The organism is Sphingopyxis sp. GW821-FHT10B01, from assembly GCF_059415685.1.
In genome coordinates this window covers 177,653-193,483 of the sequence record NZ_JBWKNS010000002.1, presented here as the reverse complement: position 1 = coordinate 193,483, position 15,831 = coordinate 177,653, and the positions used below count along the sequence as shown (strand labels likewise).

Sequence of the window (15,831 nt, the reverse complement as noted above, 5' to 3'; positions counted from 1 at the left end):
CGGCACAAACGTAGCGCAAATAGCGCATCGGCGGCGGTTTCAGTTGCCGCTCTTGGGCTTCAGGCCGCCAAGGACGCCGCCGACGGTGCCGGTCACGCCGGTGACGAGACCGGTCACGGGATCGACCGTACCGCCGCCCGCGGTGCCGCCGGTCACGCCGTTCGTAACCTGACCAAGCGCGCCGGTTGCCGTTGTCACGACGTTGCTGACGAGCGTGACGGGCGATCCGACCGGGCCGGCGCCGGGTGCCCCGCCGGTCAGTCCGCCGGTGGCGCCGCCGAGCAGGTTGCCGCCGGTTCCCGGCTGGAGCGTCACGAGCTGGCCGGCCGACCCGACGCCGACCGTCAGCAGGCTGCCGTTCTGCTGGCCGGGCGACAGGATGCTGGCGCCGATCAGCGGCGAGGCGCTGGGACTGCCGATCGCGGTCGCCTTGCCGATCGTCGCGGTGACCAACTGGCCGGGGGCCGCAGCGAGTCCGTCGACGAGATATTGCTGGCCGTTTCCGGTCTGGACCAGCGCGACTCCGGTGCTTTTGACGACGCCGACGACGGTGCCGACCAGATTGGTGTTGCCGGGTACCTTGCCATCGACCGCGCTGGCGAGCAGCAGCCCCTTGTCGGCGATGACATTGACGAGGCCGCCGGTTTTGACGAGCACGCCGCCGATGACCGGATTGACGCTGGCGGGATCGCCGGTGTTGGCGAGCAGTCCGGTGCCGGCGACGCCGCCGGGACCCACGAGGCCGCCAACCGCGAGCGCGCCCGCGCTGCCGAGACCGAGGCCGCTACCAGCCGGGCCTGCGGGGCCCGCCGGACCGGTGGCACCGGTCGCGCCGGCCGGTCCGGTGGCACCCGTGGGACCGGCGGCTCCGGTTGCGCCGCCGCTGCCGACACTGCCGACGCGATAACTGCCCGATGATTCACAGGCCGCCAGCGCGAAGCACGCGGGAATGAGAATGAGGTGGGCTGGGCGAAATTCAAGACAGGACAAAGGCATTGGATATCCCCTTCGTACATGGTCTGGTCCCTGAACCCGAGATGCCTGGATAAGAGAAAAGGTTCCCTGGAATATTGAAATTTATCGCAGTTAACTTTGATCGTTAACAAAATTTCGGAAAGAGCTATTCAAATTTCACCGAAATTCCATTTTTCTTGTTAATAGTCATTCAGTTCTGTTTACGATAAAGCGGGATCGGCGGCTTGATGCACTTGTTTCATTCCGGAGCACTTGCCCGAGTCAAGTCGGTTTCGACGATTTTTCCCCCGGGACGGGCGCGTGTTCGCCGCCATTCGGTCTTCATTCCGTCATCGCGGTGTCATGCCTTCGCCGCAGCGCAGCAATATCGCTCGCCTACAGCCCCATCTGCCCGAGCGCCATTTCGCCGCCGGGCAAAGGGGATTCATCACATGAGCTATCCGTTCAGGAACCGCCTGCGGGCCGGGGCCGCCTTTGTCGCCATATTCGCTGCGACGCCCGCTTTTGCCGAAGAAGCCGCAGCCGATGCGGCCGATAGCGCGGGTGTCGAGGAGATCGTCGTGCTCGGGCAGGGGCAGGCGCGTCAGGTGCAGGAACTGGGTGCTGCCGACATCGCGCTCGAAGTGTCGGGGATCAGCCCCTTGAAGGCGATCGACAAGCTGCCCGGGGTCAATTTTCAGGCGGCCGATCCGTTTGGCGCCTATGAATGGTCGGCGCGCATCTCGATCCGCGGTTTCAGCCAGAATCAGCTCGGTTTCACGCTCGACGGCGTTCCGCTCGGCGATATGAACTATGGCAACCATAATGGCCTGCACATCAGCCGCGCGATCATCAGCGAAAATGTCGGCAAGGTCGAAGTCGCGCAGGGCGCGGGCTCGCTTGGCGCGGCGTCGACGAGCAATCTGGGCGGCACGATCGAGTTTTTCTCGCGCCAGCCGGCGGAGAAGCTCGGGATCGATGCGTCGGCCACTTATGGCAGCGACGAGACGAAGCGCCTCTTCGCACGCATCGACAGCGGCGAGATCGTTCCCGGCGGGCCGCGCCTGTCGCTGAGCTATGCCTGGCAGGATGCCGACAAATGGAAGGGCAATGGCGTCCAGCGTCAGGATCAGGTCAATGCGCGGATCGTCCAGCCGGTCGGCGACGGCCAGTTCTTCGGCTTCGTCAACTATTCGAACCGCCGCGAGAACGACTATCAGGATCTCTCCGCCGACATGATCAGCCGGCTCGGTTATAATTGGGACAATTTCGCAAAGGATTGGGATCTCGCGGTCCAGGTCGCCAAAGTCTATCAGAATCAGGTCGCGCGCGCGGCGTATAACGCCGGTGTCGCCAATGGCAGCCTGCCGCTCGGGACGCCCTATGTCGCGCCCTATGCCGGGGTCGGCGAGGCGTTTCCGGCGCCGGTCGGAACCGTCGACGATGCCTATTATGACGCTGCGGGTCTGCGCAAAGACTGGCTCGCGGGTATGGGCGTCGAGGCGCCGCTGAACGACAATTGGACGCTGAAGGCGATGGGCTATTACCATGGCAACAAGGGCCGCGGCCTGTGGTTCACGCCCTATGTGACCACGCCCGGCGGCGCGCCGATGACCGTCCGCACCACCGAATATGACATCGAACGCTATGGCATCGTTGCCTCCAGCCTCCTCACGCTCGGCGACAACAAGTTCGAAATCGGCATGTGGTACGAGGACAATGACTTTAATCAGGCGCGCCGTTTCTATGGCCTGGCCAATACGACGGGCGCGCCGAGCCGCGGCAGCCTGAAATTCCCCAAGGATCCGCTGGCGACCCAGTGGGCGTTCGATTTCAACACCCAGACGCTGCAATATCATGTGCAGGACACGCTCGACCTCGGCCAGCTTCAGATCAACGCCGGGTGGAAGGGGTTGCGTGTCACCAACCTCGCGACGCCGATCGTCCGCGGCGGGCTGGCGGCAGGGGAGACCGAGGCGAAGGACTGGTTCCTGCCGCAGGCGGGCCTGCTCTATCGCTTGAGCGACGACAATGAGGTCTTCGCGAGCTACACCCAGAATATGCGCGCGTTCGAAAGCTCGGCGACGGGCGGCCCCTTCGCGACGACGCAGGCCGGGTTCGACGCGCTCGACCTGAAACCCGAAACCTCGACGACCTATGAGCTGGGTTTCCGGACCAAATCGTCGCGCTTTCAGGGCGTGATCGCGGGCTATTATGTCGACTTCAAGGACCGCATCATCGCCTTTGCCAACGGATCGGGCATTCAGGGCAATCCGGCGATCCTGCAGAATGTCGGCGACGTCCGCTCGTGGGGTGTCGAGGCGGCGGGGACGTTCCGCGTCACCCCCGAGCTCTCGCTCTTTGCTTCCTATGCCTATAATGATTCCGAATATCAGGACGATGTCGTGAACGCGGCGGGTGCCGTGGTCGCGGCGACCGCGGGCAAGACGGTGGTCAACTCGCCGCGCCATCTCGCCAAGGGCGAAATCACGTGGGACAATGGCAGTTTCTTCGCGCGCGTCGGGGCGAACTACACGTCGAAGCGTTATTATTCATACGAGAATGACGCCGAGGTTGGCGGCTTCGTGATCGTCGACGCCAGCATCGGATACCGTCTCAACGAGCGCATTTCGATCCAGGCCAATGCGACGAACCTGTTCGACAAGGAATATGTGTCGACGATCGGGACGAACGGCTTCGCCAACCGCGGTGACAGCCAGACGCTGCTCGCCGGCGCGCCGCAGCAGTTCTTCGTAACGCTGAAAGCCGGGTTCTAGGCTTGAGGTCGCGGCGCCGGTCCCTCGGTGCCGCCCTCTCAACGATTGACGATGGTGGCGCGGTCCAGCTAGGGCCGCGCCATCATTTTTTGGGAAATATAGTCATGACCGATACCCCCCCCGACCATATGTCGACCAATCCGCGCTCGCCGCATTTCGACATGGAGGTGCTGCAGCGCGGCATCGGAATCCGCTTCAAGGGCAAGGAGCGCACCGACGTCGAGGAATATTCGATCTCCGAAGGCTGGATCCGTGTCGCTGCGGGCAAGTCGAAGGACCGCTTCGGTCAGGCGATGACGATCAAGCTGTCGGGCGAAGTCGAAGCCTGGTTCGAGGATACGGCGGCCGAAGGCGGCGAGACGTCGGAAGATTGATCTTCTCCCCTCCCGCTTGCGGGTGGGGAGTTAGCCGACCCGGCGCACCCGCGCCTTGTCGCGATAGGCCTGCTGGTGGTTCGCGGCATTACAATGCAGCATATGGGCGCGGTTTGTGCCGGCCACCGGATCGATGGCTGCTGCGTCGACAATCCTTGGTTCCCGCTGCGCGCGAGGCATATCCTAGCCTTGCCGCAAGGCAAGGCGATCGGTCAGGAATAGAGTAGGATATGGGTCTGTCCGGCGCGCGGGCGCCGGAAGCTTACTGACCGAGCGAGGCGGCGACGAACTCGAGGCCGTTGCCGGGCTTCCAGTCGTTCTGCGCCCAGACAGGGGCCTTGAAGCTGGGAGCCTTGTCCGATCCGCCCGGTGCGCCGTCGGAATAGATGAAGCCCTGTACCGGGTTGGCGCGCAGGCCGAGGTCGCCGATCGGCGCATACCAGACGCGAACCATGCTCCAGTCGCCGGCACTGCTCACGTCGACGACGCGGACATTGCGCTCGATCTGGCCGCGGCGGCCGTTGATCGGCGACCAGTTGGCATGATCGATCAGGATTTCGCGGTCGCTGACGATTTTCTTGACCACCGCAACATGGCCCAGCGGCATGCCGCCGGTGCCGGCAAATGCCATCACGGCGCCTTTGCGGGGTTCGTCGCCGCGGGCGTAGGTTCCGGCAGCCTGCGACCACCAGGTCTTGGCGTTGCCGCGGATTTCGACGCCCGATTCGGCGCGGGCGAAGGGGACACATTGCAGATAGTCGCGCGCCGCGGCGGGCGCGCTGGCGAGCATGCCGGTGAGCGTCATCACAGACGCGATGGCAGCTGCCAGATAACGACGATAGAGCATGGAATGCGACCCCCGATGGCTTGTCTTCAAGCGTTGGAGCGTCTTTGCCATGGCTTTCGCGGACCACCACCCGTCTCGCGACGAGTCGCTCCCCTCCTGCGGTGGATGGGGGAACCTTTTGTTAAGCCATTCATTTCGTCGCGCGAAGCGCTCGACCGGTCGCCGTCAGGCGGCGGCGCTCGCAGCAGAATCGGGCGAACGGAACAGTGTCAGCACGTCGCTCGCGGGCATCGGGCGCCCGTAATAATAGCCCTGGATGTTGCTGCATCCCATGCTGCGCAGCGTTTCGACCTCGAGTTCGGTCTCGGCGCCCTCGGCCGTGGTGGACATGCCGAGACTGTCGGCGAGCGCGACGACGGCGCGGATGATCGCGATCGATTCGATGCTGCCTTTCGCAGCGCCGACGACGAAGCTGCGGTCGACCTTGATCGTCGAGAATTGCGTCTTGCGCAGATAGCCGAGCGACGAATAGCCGGTGCCGAAATCGTCGAGCGACAGGCGGATACCGAGCCCGATCAACTGGTCGAGCAATTGCGCGGCGCCGCCGCCGTCGCGCAGGAACACGCTTTCGGTAACCTCGATCTCCAGCCGTTGCGGCGGGAGCCCGCTCTGCGCGAGGGCGGAGACGACGACCGAGGCGAAGGCGGGATCGGTCAGCTGATCGGCGGAGACGTTGACCGCGACCTTGAGGTTCGAGGGCCATTTCATCGCTTCATGGCACGCGGTGCGCAGCACCCATTCGCCGATCGGCGAGATCAGGCGCGAATCCTCTGCGAGCGGGATGAAGCGGCCCGGCGAGACATTGCCGAGTTTCTGGTTCTTCCAGCGGATGAGCGCCTCGAACCCGTTCAACGTGCCGTCGACGGCGGTCACCACCGGCTGGTAATGGAGCTCGAACTCGCCGCGTTCGAGCGCGCCGCGCAATTCCTGCTCCATCACGCGCCGTTCCTCGGCCTGCGCGTGCAGCGAGGCGACATAGCCGGCGACGACGTTGCCGCCCTTGTCCTTGGATTTGTAGAGCGCAAGGTCGGCGTTCCGGGTCAGCGTTTCGACCGTCGCGCCGTCTTGCGGGCCGATCGCAAAGCCGATGCTGGCGCCTACGAAGAGCTGGTGATTGTCGACCACATAGGGCCGGCTGATCGATGTGATGAGCCGCTTTGCAAGCTCTTCGGCCGCATCGGCCGACGGGACATTGTGCAGCACGACGGCAAATTCGTCGCCGCCGAGACGGCCGCAGGTCATGCCGCGCTCGATCAGGCCCTTCAGCCGCGCCGCGACCTGCGCGAGCAATTTGTCGCCGACCGGGTGGCCCAGCGTGTCGTTGACCGCCTTGAACCGGTCGAGGTCGATCATCAGCAGCGCGCAGCGCGACTTGGTTTCGAGCGCATGGGTCAGCGCGCGCGCGAGATCTTCGTTCAGGCTGAGGCGATTGGGGAGGCCGGTGAGATTGTCGAAGCGCGCCATCTTGGCGATCTGTTCGGCGGTCGCGCGCTTTTCGGTCACGTCCGATCCGACGCCGCGAAAGCCGAGGAACTTGCCGGTTTCGTCGAGGCGCGGCGAGGCGGAGAGTTCCCACCAGCGCGGTGCGCCGTCGATCGTCACCGGCACGATCAGGTTCGAAAAACTTTCGCGCCGCTTCATCCGTTCGGCCATGTCGTGCAGGCTTTTGGGAAACAGCCCGGTTTCCCAGGCATCGCCCGAAAGGGCCTGCAACAGCGGTACGCCTTCGATCGCGTCGGCGGTTCCGCCGAGGGCATAGGCGAGGCGCGGCGAGACATGGACGAGCCGGCGGCTGTTGTCGGTCTGCCATAGCCAGTCGGCCGAGGTTTCCTCGAATTCGCGCAGTAGCAGGCTGACGGTCTCTGTCTTTTCGTGCAGCACCTCTTCGGCGCGGCGAAAGCGGATGTGGTTTTGTGCAAAACGGACGCAGAAGGCGCAGAGCAGCAGTCCCGCAACCAGCGCGACGGCCGCCAACTGGGGCGCGCCGGCGCGGACCAGCGCGGCTGCTGCCGACAGGGTAACGGGTCCGATGAACAGCGCGCAGGCCAGCGGGACGCTGTGTGCGACGATCGACAGCGTGAGCATCATCAGCACAGCGATCGTCCACATCGACAGCACATGGTCGAGCGTCGGCGTCAGCCCCTGCAACCAGAAGGGCGAACCCCAGAGCACCGCCGAATAGAGCGCGTGGCGGCAGCACAATCGGTACTCGGCGCTTCCCGCGAGTTTGGGGTCGCCAAGCGGGAGGCCGCGAAACTTGCCATAAGACCAGAGGCTGAAGATCAGTCCGCAGCCGAGCCAGCCGCCGGCAATCGGCAACGGCACGCTGAGGATCATGGTGAAGGCCGCGACAAGCGCCATGCCCATGCCCATCAACAGGCGCAGCGACCCGCGACCGCGGAGTGGCGCGAGCTGGAGCTGGCGAAGGTTCCCGATATCCTCGTTTCGCGGTCCCAGCCCCAACAGGGTCCGCGCAGGAATCACTTCGTCAGCGATAGGGGCGGTTAACAGGCTTTTCACCCGTCCTGCTTAGCGCGCCCGGGTTACCCGAACGTAACTATCGCGCAGCCGGCGAACGCTTTTGTTTTCCCGCTGGACGAAACGCCGGGCGATTCGGGGCGTTTGCTCAGGCTGCCATCGCAAAAGGCTGGATTTCTCCGGCCAGATATTGCGCGCGCGCTTTCGACCGGCTGAGCTTGCCCGAACTGGTCCGCGGCAAGGTGCGCGGCGGAATCAGCTCGATCAGGCAGTTCATGCCGGTGATCGCGCGGACGCGGTCGCGAATCGTCTCGCGCAACGCGAGGCGTTCGGCGTCGTCGCTGGTGCGGCACTGGACGAGCACGGCGGGGGTTTCCTCGCCGCCCGGCGCGGTGATCGCGAAGGCCGCGATATCGCCCGATTTGAAGCCCGGCAATTGTTCGACCGCCCACTCGATGTCCTGCGGCCAGTGATTCTTGCCGTTGATGATGATCATGTCCTTGGCGCGGCCAACGATATAGATGTAACCATCTGACAAATAACCCATATCACCCGTATCGAGCCAGCCGTCGACGAGGCAGGCGGCGGTCGATTCGGGGTCGCGAAAATAGCCGGTCATCAGCGACGGGCCGGTGCACCAGACCTTGCCGACGGTCTGGTCGGGCAGCGCGTTGCCGGCCTCGTCGCGGACCTCGATCACCATGTCGCGTGCGGCGCGGCCGCAGTTGACGATCGCGCGGTAGCGGGTCGGGCGGCCCGAATCATTCGCGGCACCCGACAGCTCGGTTTCCTCGACCAGTTCGACGACGATACCCTCACCCGGCGGCATGATGCTGACCGCGAGCGTCGCTTCGGCCAGGCCGTAGCTCGGCAGAAAGGCGCTCGCCTTGAAGCCCGCGTCGGCAAAGGCGTCGACAAAGCTCTGCATCACGTCGGGGCGGATCATGTCGGCGCCATTGCCTGCCACGCGCCAGCGCGACAGGTCGAAGCGGTCGGCGACGTGCGTCTGGCTCGACACGCGGCGCGCGCAAATGTCGTAACCGAAGGTCGGCGAATAGCTGAGCGTCGTGCCCTCATTGCGGCTGATCAGGTCGAGCCAGGCGAGCGGACGGCGCGCGAAATCTTCGGTCTTGAGATAATCGACCGAGACTTGGTTGGCGACCGGCGAGAGCAGGCAGCCGACGAGACCCATGTCATGATACCAGGGCAGCCACGAGATGCAGCGGTCGCTGTCGCGAACCTCCATGCCGTGGCTGTGCGCGGCGAGATTGTTGAGCAAGGCGGCGTGGGTGACCGCAACGCCGTGCGGGAAGCGCGTCGAGCCGCTGCTGTATTGAAGATAGCAGGTCTCGTTCGACTGTTGTTCGGGCAGGTCTGCGGCCGGGGCTGGACGCGCGGCGAATTCGCTCCAGTCCATCGGCGCGACGCCTTGCTTCTCGGCCGCTTCGACCGCCATCGCGGCGATTTCGGGCGGGAAAAAGAGCATTGTGGGGTCGCAGCTGCTGAGCTGGACCACCAATTGTCCGACATAGGAATCGCGGCCGCCAAAGCTGGTCGGCAGCGGCAGCGGCACCGGCCAGGCGCCGGCATAGATGGTACCGAAAAAGAGGGCGGCGAACTCGGCGCCGGTCTCGGCGATCAAGGCGATGCGGTCGCCGGGCTTCACCCCGGCCGCGATCAACCGATAGGCCGTGGTGAGCGAATCGCTTTTCAGTTCGCTGTACGGATATGGCCGGACAAGCTTGCCGCGCGGATCGTGGAAATTGAGTCCGCGCGTGCCCCCGGCGGCATAGTCGAGGGCTTCGCCAACGGTGGCAAAGTCAGAAAAGCGGCGCGGCTGGGCGCAAAGGGTCGGCGTCGGCGCAAGCGCGTCCGCCTGAACGGCAATATTTTCTGTCATAGAAGATCCACGATCACGGGAGACGGGCCGCGCGGCAACAAGCATGTCATCATTCTGTGTCATGGTGCCCTGCGCGATCCCTAGCAGTTGGAACAAAATCGCCCGATTCCGGGCTTTAGTGCCCGATATGGCGGCGCTGATCGTTCTCAATCGGGCCCGACTGTGGCATAAACATGGCATATGGCCAATCGCCGCGCTTCACCCGACCGTACAAAAAGGCCTCTCGGCGCCGCGCGGCTCGACGAATTGGCACTCGCTTATGTTGCGCGATTCGCGACGAGTCGCGCCAAGCTGACGCGCTATCTCTCTCGAAAAATTCGCGAATCGGAGTGGATGGAGGAGGTCGACGCCATGGCCGCGTGCGAGGCTATTGCTGACCGGATGGAGCGATTGCAGTTTCTTGACGATCGCCAATATGCCGCGATGCGTGCGGGCGCGATGACGCGGCGCGGGCTCGGCGTGCGGCGCGTGAAGGCGCAACTCTATGTCGACGGCATCGCACCCGAGGACAGCGGCGAGGCGATCGACACGGCCGAGGACGCCGCGATTCCGGCGGCGGTGGGCTTTGCCCGGCGGCGGCGCTTTGGGCCGTTTTCCACGCGGGGCGTCGACGATCCCAAGCAGCGCGAGCGGCAGCTTGCGGCTTTTCTGCGCGCGGGACACAGTCTCGCGCTCGCCCGTCGCATTCTGGCGATCGCGCCCGGTGACGCTGCGGCGCTGGCCGCGCTGGACGATGAAGCGGTGCTCGATTAGGTGACGCACACCCGCCCCGGGACAAGGAACTGCCGATGCGCGCTATTTTGACCGCTTTTGCCCTGACGCTCGCGCTGCCGATGGCGGCGTGCAGCAAGGATGCGAGCGAGGAGGCCAGCGTTGCTACGATCCCGCTGACGATCGCGGGGGCGGGCCGGACCCATAAATTCAACGTCGAGGTCGCCCGCACCGACGAGGAACAGAAGCGCGGGTTGATGTTTCGCACCAGCCTGCCCGAGGGCGGCGGCATGATCTTCCCGTTCGAAAAGCCGCGGATCGGTAGTTTCTGGATGGAAAATACGCTTATACCGCTCGATATGATCTTCATCCGCGCCGACGGCAGCATCGACCGCATCGCCGAGAATACGATTCCCGAATCGCTGGAACCGGTGGTCAGCGGCGGTGAGGTTTCGGCGGTGCTCGAACTGGCAGGCGGTACGGCGGCGCGGCTCGGCATCGACGAGACCGCCAAGGTGACGTGGAAAGATGGGAAATAGCGGTGCACCGCGCGGTTTGCGGCTTGCAGACTTCGCATCCTTGCCTGTAAACGCCACGCCATGAGCATCTTGGGCAAGATTTTCACCTGGTGGGACGGTGCGACCGTCGGCACATTGCTGAACAGCTGGAGCACCGGCACGAAGGTGGGCGAGGACAGCCTCGGCAACCGCTATTTCCGTGCCAAAAAGGGCAATCGCCGCTGGGTGCTGTATAATGGATCGAACGATGCGAGCCGCGTGCCGCCTGAATGGCATGGCTGGCTGCACGGCACCTTCGACGAACTGCCGGCCGATATTCTCCCCGCGCCGCGCGCGTGGGAAAAAGAGCCGACCGCGAATCTGACCGGCAGCGCGGGCGCCTATCGCCCCGCCGGTGCGCTCGAGCGCGGCGGCCAGCGTGCCGCGGCGACGGGCGACTATGAGGCCTGGCGGCCCGGCGCCGAGTGAGCGCCGCCGTGTCGAGGCTGAGCGCGACGCTGGGGTTGGCGGCGATTGCTGCGGTCTTGCTCGGCGCGTGCGACCGGACGCCGGCGACCAAGAAGGGCGAGAGTAACAAGGCACCGCAGATCGCCAAGTCCGAACGCGTGCCGCAGGAAGTCGGCGGCATCGAAGGTGCGACGCCGATGGCCGATCGTGTCGCCGTCGTTGGCCTGCTCAACAAGCGCAACGGGCTGGTCCGCGATCTGGAAATGAAGCCCGGCGAAACGGCGCGGGTCGGCCGTGCGATCGTCCGGTTGCGCGCATGCGAGGCGACCGCGCCATGGGAAGATCCGCCCGAAACCGGCGCTTTTGTCCAGTTGACGGTGCAGGATCAGCGCGACGACAAATGGTATCGCGTCTTTTCGGGCTGGATTTTCCGCGAGCGGCCCGATCGCAACGTAATCCAGCACCCGATCTATGACGTCTTCGTCAAAAGCTGTGCGATGACATATCCTGGCGGCGAGCCCGTCGCGCGGTCGGCGCCGAAATCGGGCGCCGCTGCCGCGCCCAAGGCATCGAGTGCACCCCAGTCGCCCGCGACGAACGGCGGCGAGGGCACGGCAACGCCTGCGCCGCCAGCCGTTCCGGCGCCCAAAGCCGCCGCGCCGTCACCCCCCGCCAACACCGAATAGAGCCGCGCGAGATAGTCGGCCTGGCGGATTTCGATCGCGCCGAGGCTGGCGAGATGCGGCGTGATGAACTGGCAGTCGAGCAATTTCCAGCCGCCGGCGATGAGCCGCGCGACGAGGTGTGCGAGGGCGACCTTCGACGCGTCGCGCGCGCGGCTGACCATCGATTCGCCGAAAAAGGCGCGGCCGAGCGACACACCGTAGAGGCCGCCCGCGAGTTCGCCGTCCAGCCAGCATTCGATACTGTGCGCGTGGCCGATCTGGAACAGGCGGTCGTAACTCGCGCGGATCACCGGGTTGATCCATGTCGTCGGCCGGTCGTCGGCGGGCGCGGCGCAGAGCGCGACCATATCGGCGAATGCGGTGTCGGTGGTGACGCGGAACCGGTCCGATATGATGACCTTCTTCAGGCTGTGCGACAGGTGAAAGCCATCCAGCGGCAGGATCGCGCGCAGCCGCGGCTCAACCCAATGGACCGACGGGTCGTCCGCCCCGTCGGCCATCGGGAAAATGCCCTGCGCATAGGCGCTGAGCAGCAGCGCCGGATCGATGGATTCGATGGGCTTCAGGATACGGGCTTCACGAATTTCAGCGTCATGCGATCCGATTCGCCGATCGCGACATATTTCGCGCGATCCTTGTCGCCCTCGGTCAGCACCGGCGGCAGCGTCCAGACGCCCTTTTCATAATCCTTCGTGTCCTTGGGATTGGCGTTGATTTCGCTCCGCGCCGCCAGTTTGAAGCCCGCGGCTTCGGCGAAGGCGATGATCGAGCTTTCCTTCATATAGCCCGATTTTTCTTCTTTCGCGGCGTTGTCCTTTTCGTTCAGCCGGTGATCGACGACGCCGAGCGTGCCGCCGGGTTTGAGCATCGCGAAGATCTGCTTGAACGCGGCGGCGGTGTTGTCGGTGCCGTCGAAGCGCCAGTTGTGGACGTTGCGGAAGGTCAGCACGACATCGGCGCTGCCGTCGGGGACCTTGGGATTGGTGCCCGCGTTGGGGAATTCGGCGAGCTTGACCGCGCCATAGACGTCCGCGCTTTCCGCCTGCTTGGCCTTGACGCGGTTCAGCCCCTTCTCCCACGGCGCCGCAACATAGAGCGTGCCGCCGCCGGCCTTGGTCAGCGGCGCGAGGATTTCGGTGTACCAGCCGCCGCCGGGCCACAGTTCGACCACCGTATCGCCGGGCTTCACGCCAAAGAAGGCGAGCGTTTCGGCGGGGTGCCGATATTTGTCGCGCACCAGGTTGGCGGGGGTACGCGACGGGGCGGCGACCGCCGCGGCGATCGGGTCGCCTGCCTTCGCGGCGGCATGGCCGGCATGGCCGTCGTGCTGCATCGCGGCGGCGGGTACGGCGATTGCGATGGCGGCACTTGCAACTATCAATAGCGGACGCATATGGGGCACCTCTCTCCAGGGGAAAGCCCTGTTTGCGAAGGGATGCGGGGTAATGCAAGTGTCCATGCTGTCGATCGGCATCGGCGCCGCGGCGCTGTTCGGCGTGGCCGAGGTCGCCAACTGGCGCCGCAACAACCGGCGCGACGTCGACAATGTCGGTTTCATGCCCTGGCGCGGGATCGCGCTGGGCTCGGCCGCCGTCGCGCTTTTCGCAACGGCGTTCTGGCTAAGCGGTCGATAATATGGATATCGCGCCCGGCATGACGCTGATCGCGAGGCTGAAGTCGGGCGAAACGCTGGGCGACCGGGTGATGAAGGTCGACCATGCGGGCGAGCATGGTGCCGTCTGTATCTATAGCGCTCAACGCTGGTTTGCGCGCTTGCGTGCGCCTGACATGATGGGCGAGCTCGATTCCTTCCTGACCCACGAACGTGGTCACCGTGCGCTTTTTGCCGAAGAATTGCAGCGCCGTGGCCGCGGTCGCTGCCGCAGCTATTTCTGGTGCGGTTTTGGCGGCCTGATACTTGGCACAATCACCGGGATCGCGGGGCGCGGCGCGATCGCCGCGACCACGGTCGCGATCGAGCGGGTCGTTTTGCGCCACATGCACGAGCAGATTGCGGCGTTGCAGGGCGTTGACGAACCGGCGGTCCGGACGTTGACGATCATCGTCGCCGAAGAACAGGAGCATCACGATCTGTCAGCGGCCCGCTTGCCGTCTGCGAGCTATTGGCAGCGCCTGCTCGACCCGGTTGTGTCCGTGTCGACCGAGGCGGTCATCTGGCTGGGAATGCGGCTCTAGACCTTTACAGGCAAGCCTCGAGATAGGGCTGGTCGAAGCCGTACTGGCGCGCCTTTTCCAGCGTATAGGGGCGCATGCCCATGGCGCGATATTCGCCGACGATCTTGCCGTCCTTGTCCTCGTCGAGATATTCGAACTTGAACAATTCCTGCGTGACGATGACGTCGCCCTCCATGCCGATCACCTCGGTGACGTTGGTGACGCGGCGCGAGCCGTCGCGCAGACGCTTGATCTGGATGACCATGTCCACCGAATCGGCGATCTGTTTCGAAATCGCTTCCTTCGGAATCTTCACGTCGCCCATGAGGACCATATTTTCCATACGGCCAAGGCATTCGCGCGGGCTGTTGCTGTGGAGCGTGCACATCGACCCGTCGTGACCGGTGTTCATCGCGGCGAGAAGGTCGAAACATTCGGCGCCGCGCACCTCACCCATGATGATGCGGTCAGGGCGCATACGCAGCGCGTTCTTGACGAGGTCGCCCATGTGGATCGCGCCATTGCCCTCGAGGTTCGCCGGGCGCGTTTCGAGCGGCAGCCAGTGCGGCTGCTGCAGGCGAAGTTCGGCGGCGTCCTCGATCGTCAGCACGCGTTCGCCGGGATCGATCATCTTTGACAGCGCGTTGAGCATGGTGGTTTTGCCCGAACCCGTACCGCCCGAGATGACGATGTTGAAGCGGCTGGCGCCCGCAATCTTCAGCGCGGTGCACATCTTCTGGCTCATCGCGCCCCACTGGCACAGCATGTCGAGCGTAATCGGCTTGGCCGAGAATTTACGAATCGAGATCGCCGTACCGCGCAAGGACAGCGGCGGAACGATCACGTTGACGCGGCTGCCGTCCTTGAGGCGGGCGTCGGCGAGCGGCGTGGTCTGGTCGACACGGCGGCCGACGAGGTTGCAGATGCGCTGCGCGATCTGGAACAGATGCTGTTCGTCGCGAAACTGGATCGGCGCGATGACGAGCTGGCCCTTGCGCTCGATATAGGTCTGGTACGGTCCGTTGACCATGATGTCGCTGATGTCGGGATCGGCGAGCAACTCTTCGAGCGGGCCGAAGCCCAGCAACTCGTCGACGAGCACCTTTTCGAGCGCGAATTGTTCGCGGCGGTTGAGGGTGATTCGCAGCTCCGCGAGCACTTCGAGGATGATCGGGCGAAATTCTTCGGTCAGCTCGTCCTTCGACAGCGTTGCCGCCGCTTCGGGGTCGACGCGTTCGAGCAGGCGCGGAAGCACCTGTTCCTTGATCTTGTGGACGCTGGCTTCGAACCCTTGCGCCTTTTCGGGCTCCATCGCCTCGGCGGTCGAACGCTGGTTCAGCCGTTCCATCGCCTCTTCTTCGGGCGACAGATTCGACGGCATCTGCGGGATGTCGACGGGTGTGTCGATGGCAGGGAACTGGGTTCCGCCGGGTACGCCCGATCCACCCTGCATTGGCTTCGCCACGCCAAAGGCGGGGCGTCCAGCGGTTCCGGGTCGGCGTCCGAATGCACTCATTCGTTTTGTCCTGCTTTCCTATCTCGGAGTCTCGCCGCCTGTGCAGGCGAACCCCCATCCGACACGGTGAATAAAGCGGAAACTTTGACATTGTCCTAATGCGCCGTGCGCCAAGCGACGCGGGCATAAAAAAAGCCCGCATCCAGAAGGATGCGGGCTTTTGATCGCCGTGGACGGCGGAAGAAATCAGGTCGCGATATGCTCGGCAAGGACGGTCAGGCCGGCCTCGTTGACTTCGGCAAAGCCGCCTTCGACCTCGATCACCTCGGGTGCGGCACCCGCGGTTGCATAGATGGTCAGCGGCCCGTTGCGGAGCGTCGCCATGAACGGCGCGTGGCCTTCGAGCACCGAAAAATCGCCTTCGGCCCCCGGCACGGTGACCATATGGACGTCGGCGGTCCGCTCGAGGCGGGCGGGGGTGACGAGTTCGAACTTCAGAGCCATGATA

At 64.6% G+C, this 15,831-nt stretch carries 16 protein-coding genes and 1 pseudogene; 8 read left to right on the top strand and 9 right to left on the bottom strand.

The window, feature by feature from the left end; all coding sequences use genetic code 11:
- Positions 1 to 39 precede the first annotated feature (39 nt).
- Positions 40 to 996, bottom strand: coding sequence for a hypothetical protein (locus AC07NV_RS05340; RefSeq protein WP_495165309.1), 957 nt, complete (start codon positions 994 to 996; stop codon positions 40 to 42).
- A gap of 410 nt (positions 997 to 1,406) precedes the next feature.
- Here AC07NV_RS05340 and AC07NV_RS05335 point away from each other — a divergent pair, with 410 nt between their 5' ends.
- Positions 1,407 to 3,731 (top strand): TonB-dependent receptor, encoded by a 2,325-nt coding sequence (locus AC07NV_RS05335; protein WP_495165308.1) that lies wholly within the window; start codon positions 1,407 to 1,409, stop codon positions 3,729 to 3,731.
- A 104-nt stretch (positions 3,732 to 3,835) separates the two neighbouring features.
- Positions 3,836 to 4,105 (top strand): DUF3297 family protein, encoded by a 270-nt coding sequence (locus tag AC07NV_RS05330; protein WP_495165307.1) that lies wholly within the window; start codon positions 3,836 to 3,838, stop codon positions 4,103 to 4,105.
- Positions 4,106 to 4,135: 30 nt separating this feature from the next.
- Here the strand turns inward: AC07NV_RS05330 and AC07NV_RS05325 are convergent, their stop codons facing one another.
- The 4 genes from AC07NV_RS05325 to AC07NV_RS05310 form a co-directional block, all read right to left on the bottom strand.
- A complete protein-coding gene (locus tag AC07NV_RS05325) occupies positions 4,136 to 4,285 on the bottom strand; it encodes a hypothetical protein (protein WP_495165306.1) in 150 nt (49 codons plus the stop codon).
- Between the two features lie 82 nt (positions 4,286 to 4,367).
- Positions 4,368 to 4,952: a CHAP domain-containing protein gene (locus tag AC07NV_RS05320; protein WP_495165305.1), complete on the bottom strand. Its 585-nt coding sequence runs from the start codon at positions 4,950 to 4,952 to the stop codon at positions 4,368 to 4,370.
- A gap of 165 nt (positions 4,953 to 5,117) precedes the next feature.
- Positions 5,118 to 7,436, bottom strand: a complete 2,319-nt coding sequence (locus tag AC07NV_RS05315; protein ID WP_495165304.1) for a putative bifunctional diguanylate cyclase/phosphodiesterase — start codon at positions 7,434 to 7,436, stop codon at positions 5,118 to 5,120.
- Between the two features lie 142 nt (positions 7,437 to 7,578).
- On the bottom strand, positions 7,579 to 9,330 hold the full coding sequence (locus tag AC07NV_RS05310) for a fatty acyl-AMP ligase (protein WP_495165303.1): 1,752 nt from the start codon (positions 9,328 to 9,330) through the stop codon (positions 7,579 to 7,581).
- A 180-nt stretch (positions 9,331 to 9,510) separates the two neighbouring features.
- Between AC07NV_RS05310 and AC07NV_RS05305 the strand changes: the two genes are divergently transcribed.
- The 4 genes and pseudogenes from AC07NV_RS05305 to AC07NV_RS05290 all read left to right on the top strand — a co-directional run.
- Positions 9,511 to 10,083: a regulatory protein RecX gene (locus AC07NV_RS05305; protein ID WP_495165302.1), complete on the top strand. Its 573-nt coding sequence runs from the start codon at positions 9,511 to 9,513 to the stop codon at positions 10,081 to 10,083.
- Between the two features lie 35 nt (positions 10,084 to 10,118).
- The gene (locus AC07NV_RS05300; protein ID WP_495165301.1) at positions 10,119 to 10,580 is read left to right on the top strand and encodes a DUF192 domain-containing protein; all 462 of its coding nucleotides are present in this window, start codon (positions 10,119 to 10,121) and stop codon (positions 10,578 to 10,580) included.
- A gap of 60 nt (positions 10,581 to 10,640) precedes the next feature.
- Positions 10,641 to 11,027 (top strand): NADH:ubiquinone oxidoreductase subunit NDUFA12, encoded by a 387-nt coding sequence (locus tag AC07NV_RS05295; protein WP_495165300.1) that lies wholly within the window; start codon positions 10,641 to 10,643, stop codon positions 11,025 to 11,027.
- 176 nt (positions 11,028 to 11,203) lie between these two features.
- Positions 11,204 to 11,440, top strand: a pseudogene (locus AC07NV_RS05290) (DUF2155 domain-containing protein); the annotation flags it as partial.
- A gap of 35 nt (positions 11,441 to 11,475) precedes the next feature.
- On the opposite strand, the gene aat reads toward AC07NV_RS05290, so the two are convergent.
- Together aat and AC07NV_RS05280 are read right to left on the bottom strand one after the other, a co-directional pair.
- Complete coding sequence (aat, locus tag AC07NV_RS05285) at positions 11,476 to 12,249, bottom strand: leucyl/phenylalanyl-tRNA--protein transferase (RefSeq protein WP_495165987.1); 774 nt, start codon at positions 12,247 to 12,249, stop codon at positions 11,476 to 11,478.
- A gap of 5 nt (positions 12,250 to 12,254) precedes the next feature.
- Complete coding sequence (locus AC07NV_RS05280) at positions 12,255 to 13,085, bottom strand: class I SAM-dependent methyltransferase (protein ID WP_495165299.1); 831 nt, start codon at positions 13,083 to 13,085, stop codon at positions 12,255 to 12,257.
- A 64-nt stretch (positions 13,086 to 13,149) separates the two neighbouring features.
- Between AC07NV_RS05280 and AC07NV_RS05275 the strand changes: the two genes are divergently transcribed.
- Together AC07NV_RS05275 and AC07NV_RS05270 are read left to right on the top strand one after the other, a co-directional pair.
- On the top strand, positions 13,150 to 13,326 hold the full coding sequence (locus tag AC07NV_RS05275) for a hypothetical protein (RefSeq protein WP_495165298.1): 177 nt from the start codon (positions 13,150 to 13,152) through the stop codon (positions 13,324 to 13,326).
- Position 13,327: 1 nt separating this feature from the next.
- Complete coding sequence (locus AC07NV_RS05270; protein ID WP_495165297.1) at positions 13,328 to 13,888, top strand: demethoxyubiquinone hydroxylase family protein; 561 nt, start codon at positions 13,328 to 13,330, stop codon at positions 13,886 to 13,888.
- Positions 13,889 to 13,892: 4 nt separating this feature from the next.
- Here AC07NV_RS05270 and AC07NV_RS05265 read toward each other — a convergent pair whose 3' ends face one another.
- Both AC07NV_RS05265 and AC07NV_RS05260 read right to left on the bottom strand, forming a co-directional pair.
- Positions 13,893 to 15,383: a TadA family conjugal transfer-associated ATPase gene (locus AC07NV_RS05265; protein WP_495165296.1), complete on the bottom strand. Its 1,491-nt coding sequence runs from the start codon at positions 15,381 to 15,383 to the stop codon at positions 13,893 to 13,895.
- Between the two features lie 186 nt (positions 15,384 to 15,569).
- Entirely contained in the window at positions 15,570 to 15,827 is a 258-nt protein-coding gene (locus AC07NV_RS05260; protein ID WP_495165295.1) for an ATP synthase F1 subunit epsilon, read from the bottom strand.
- Positions 15,828 to 15,831 lie beyond the last annotated feature (4 nt).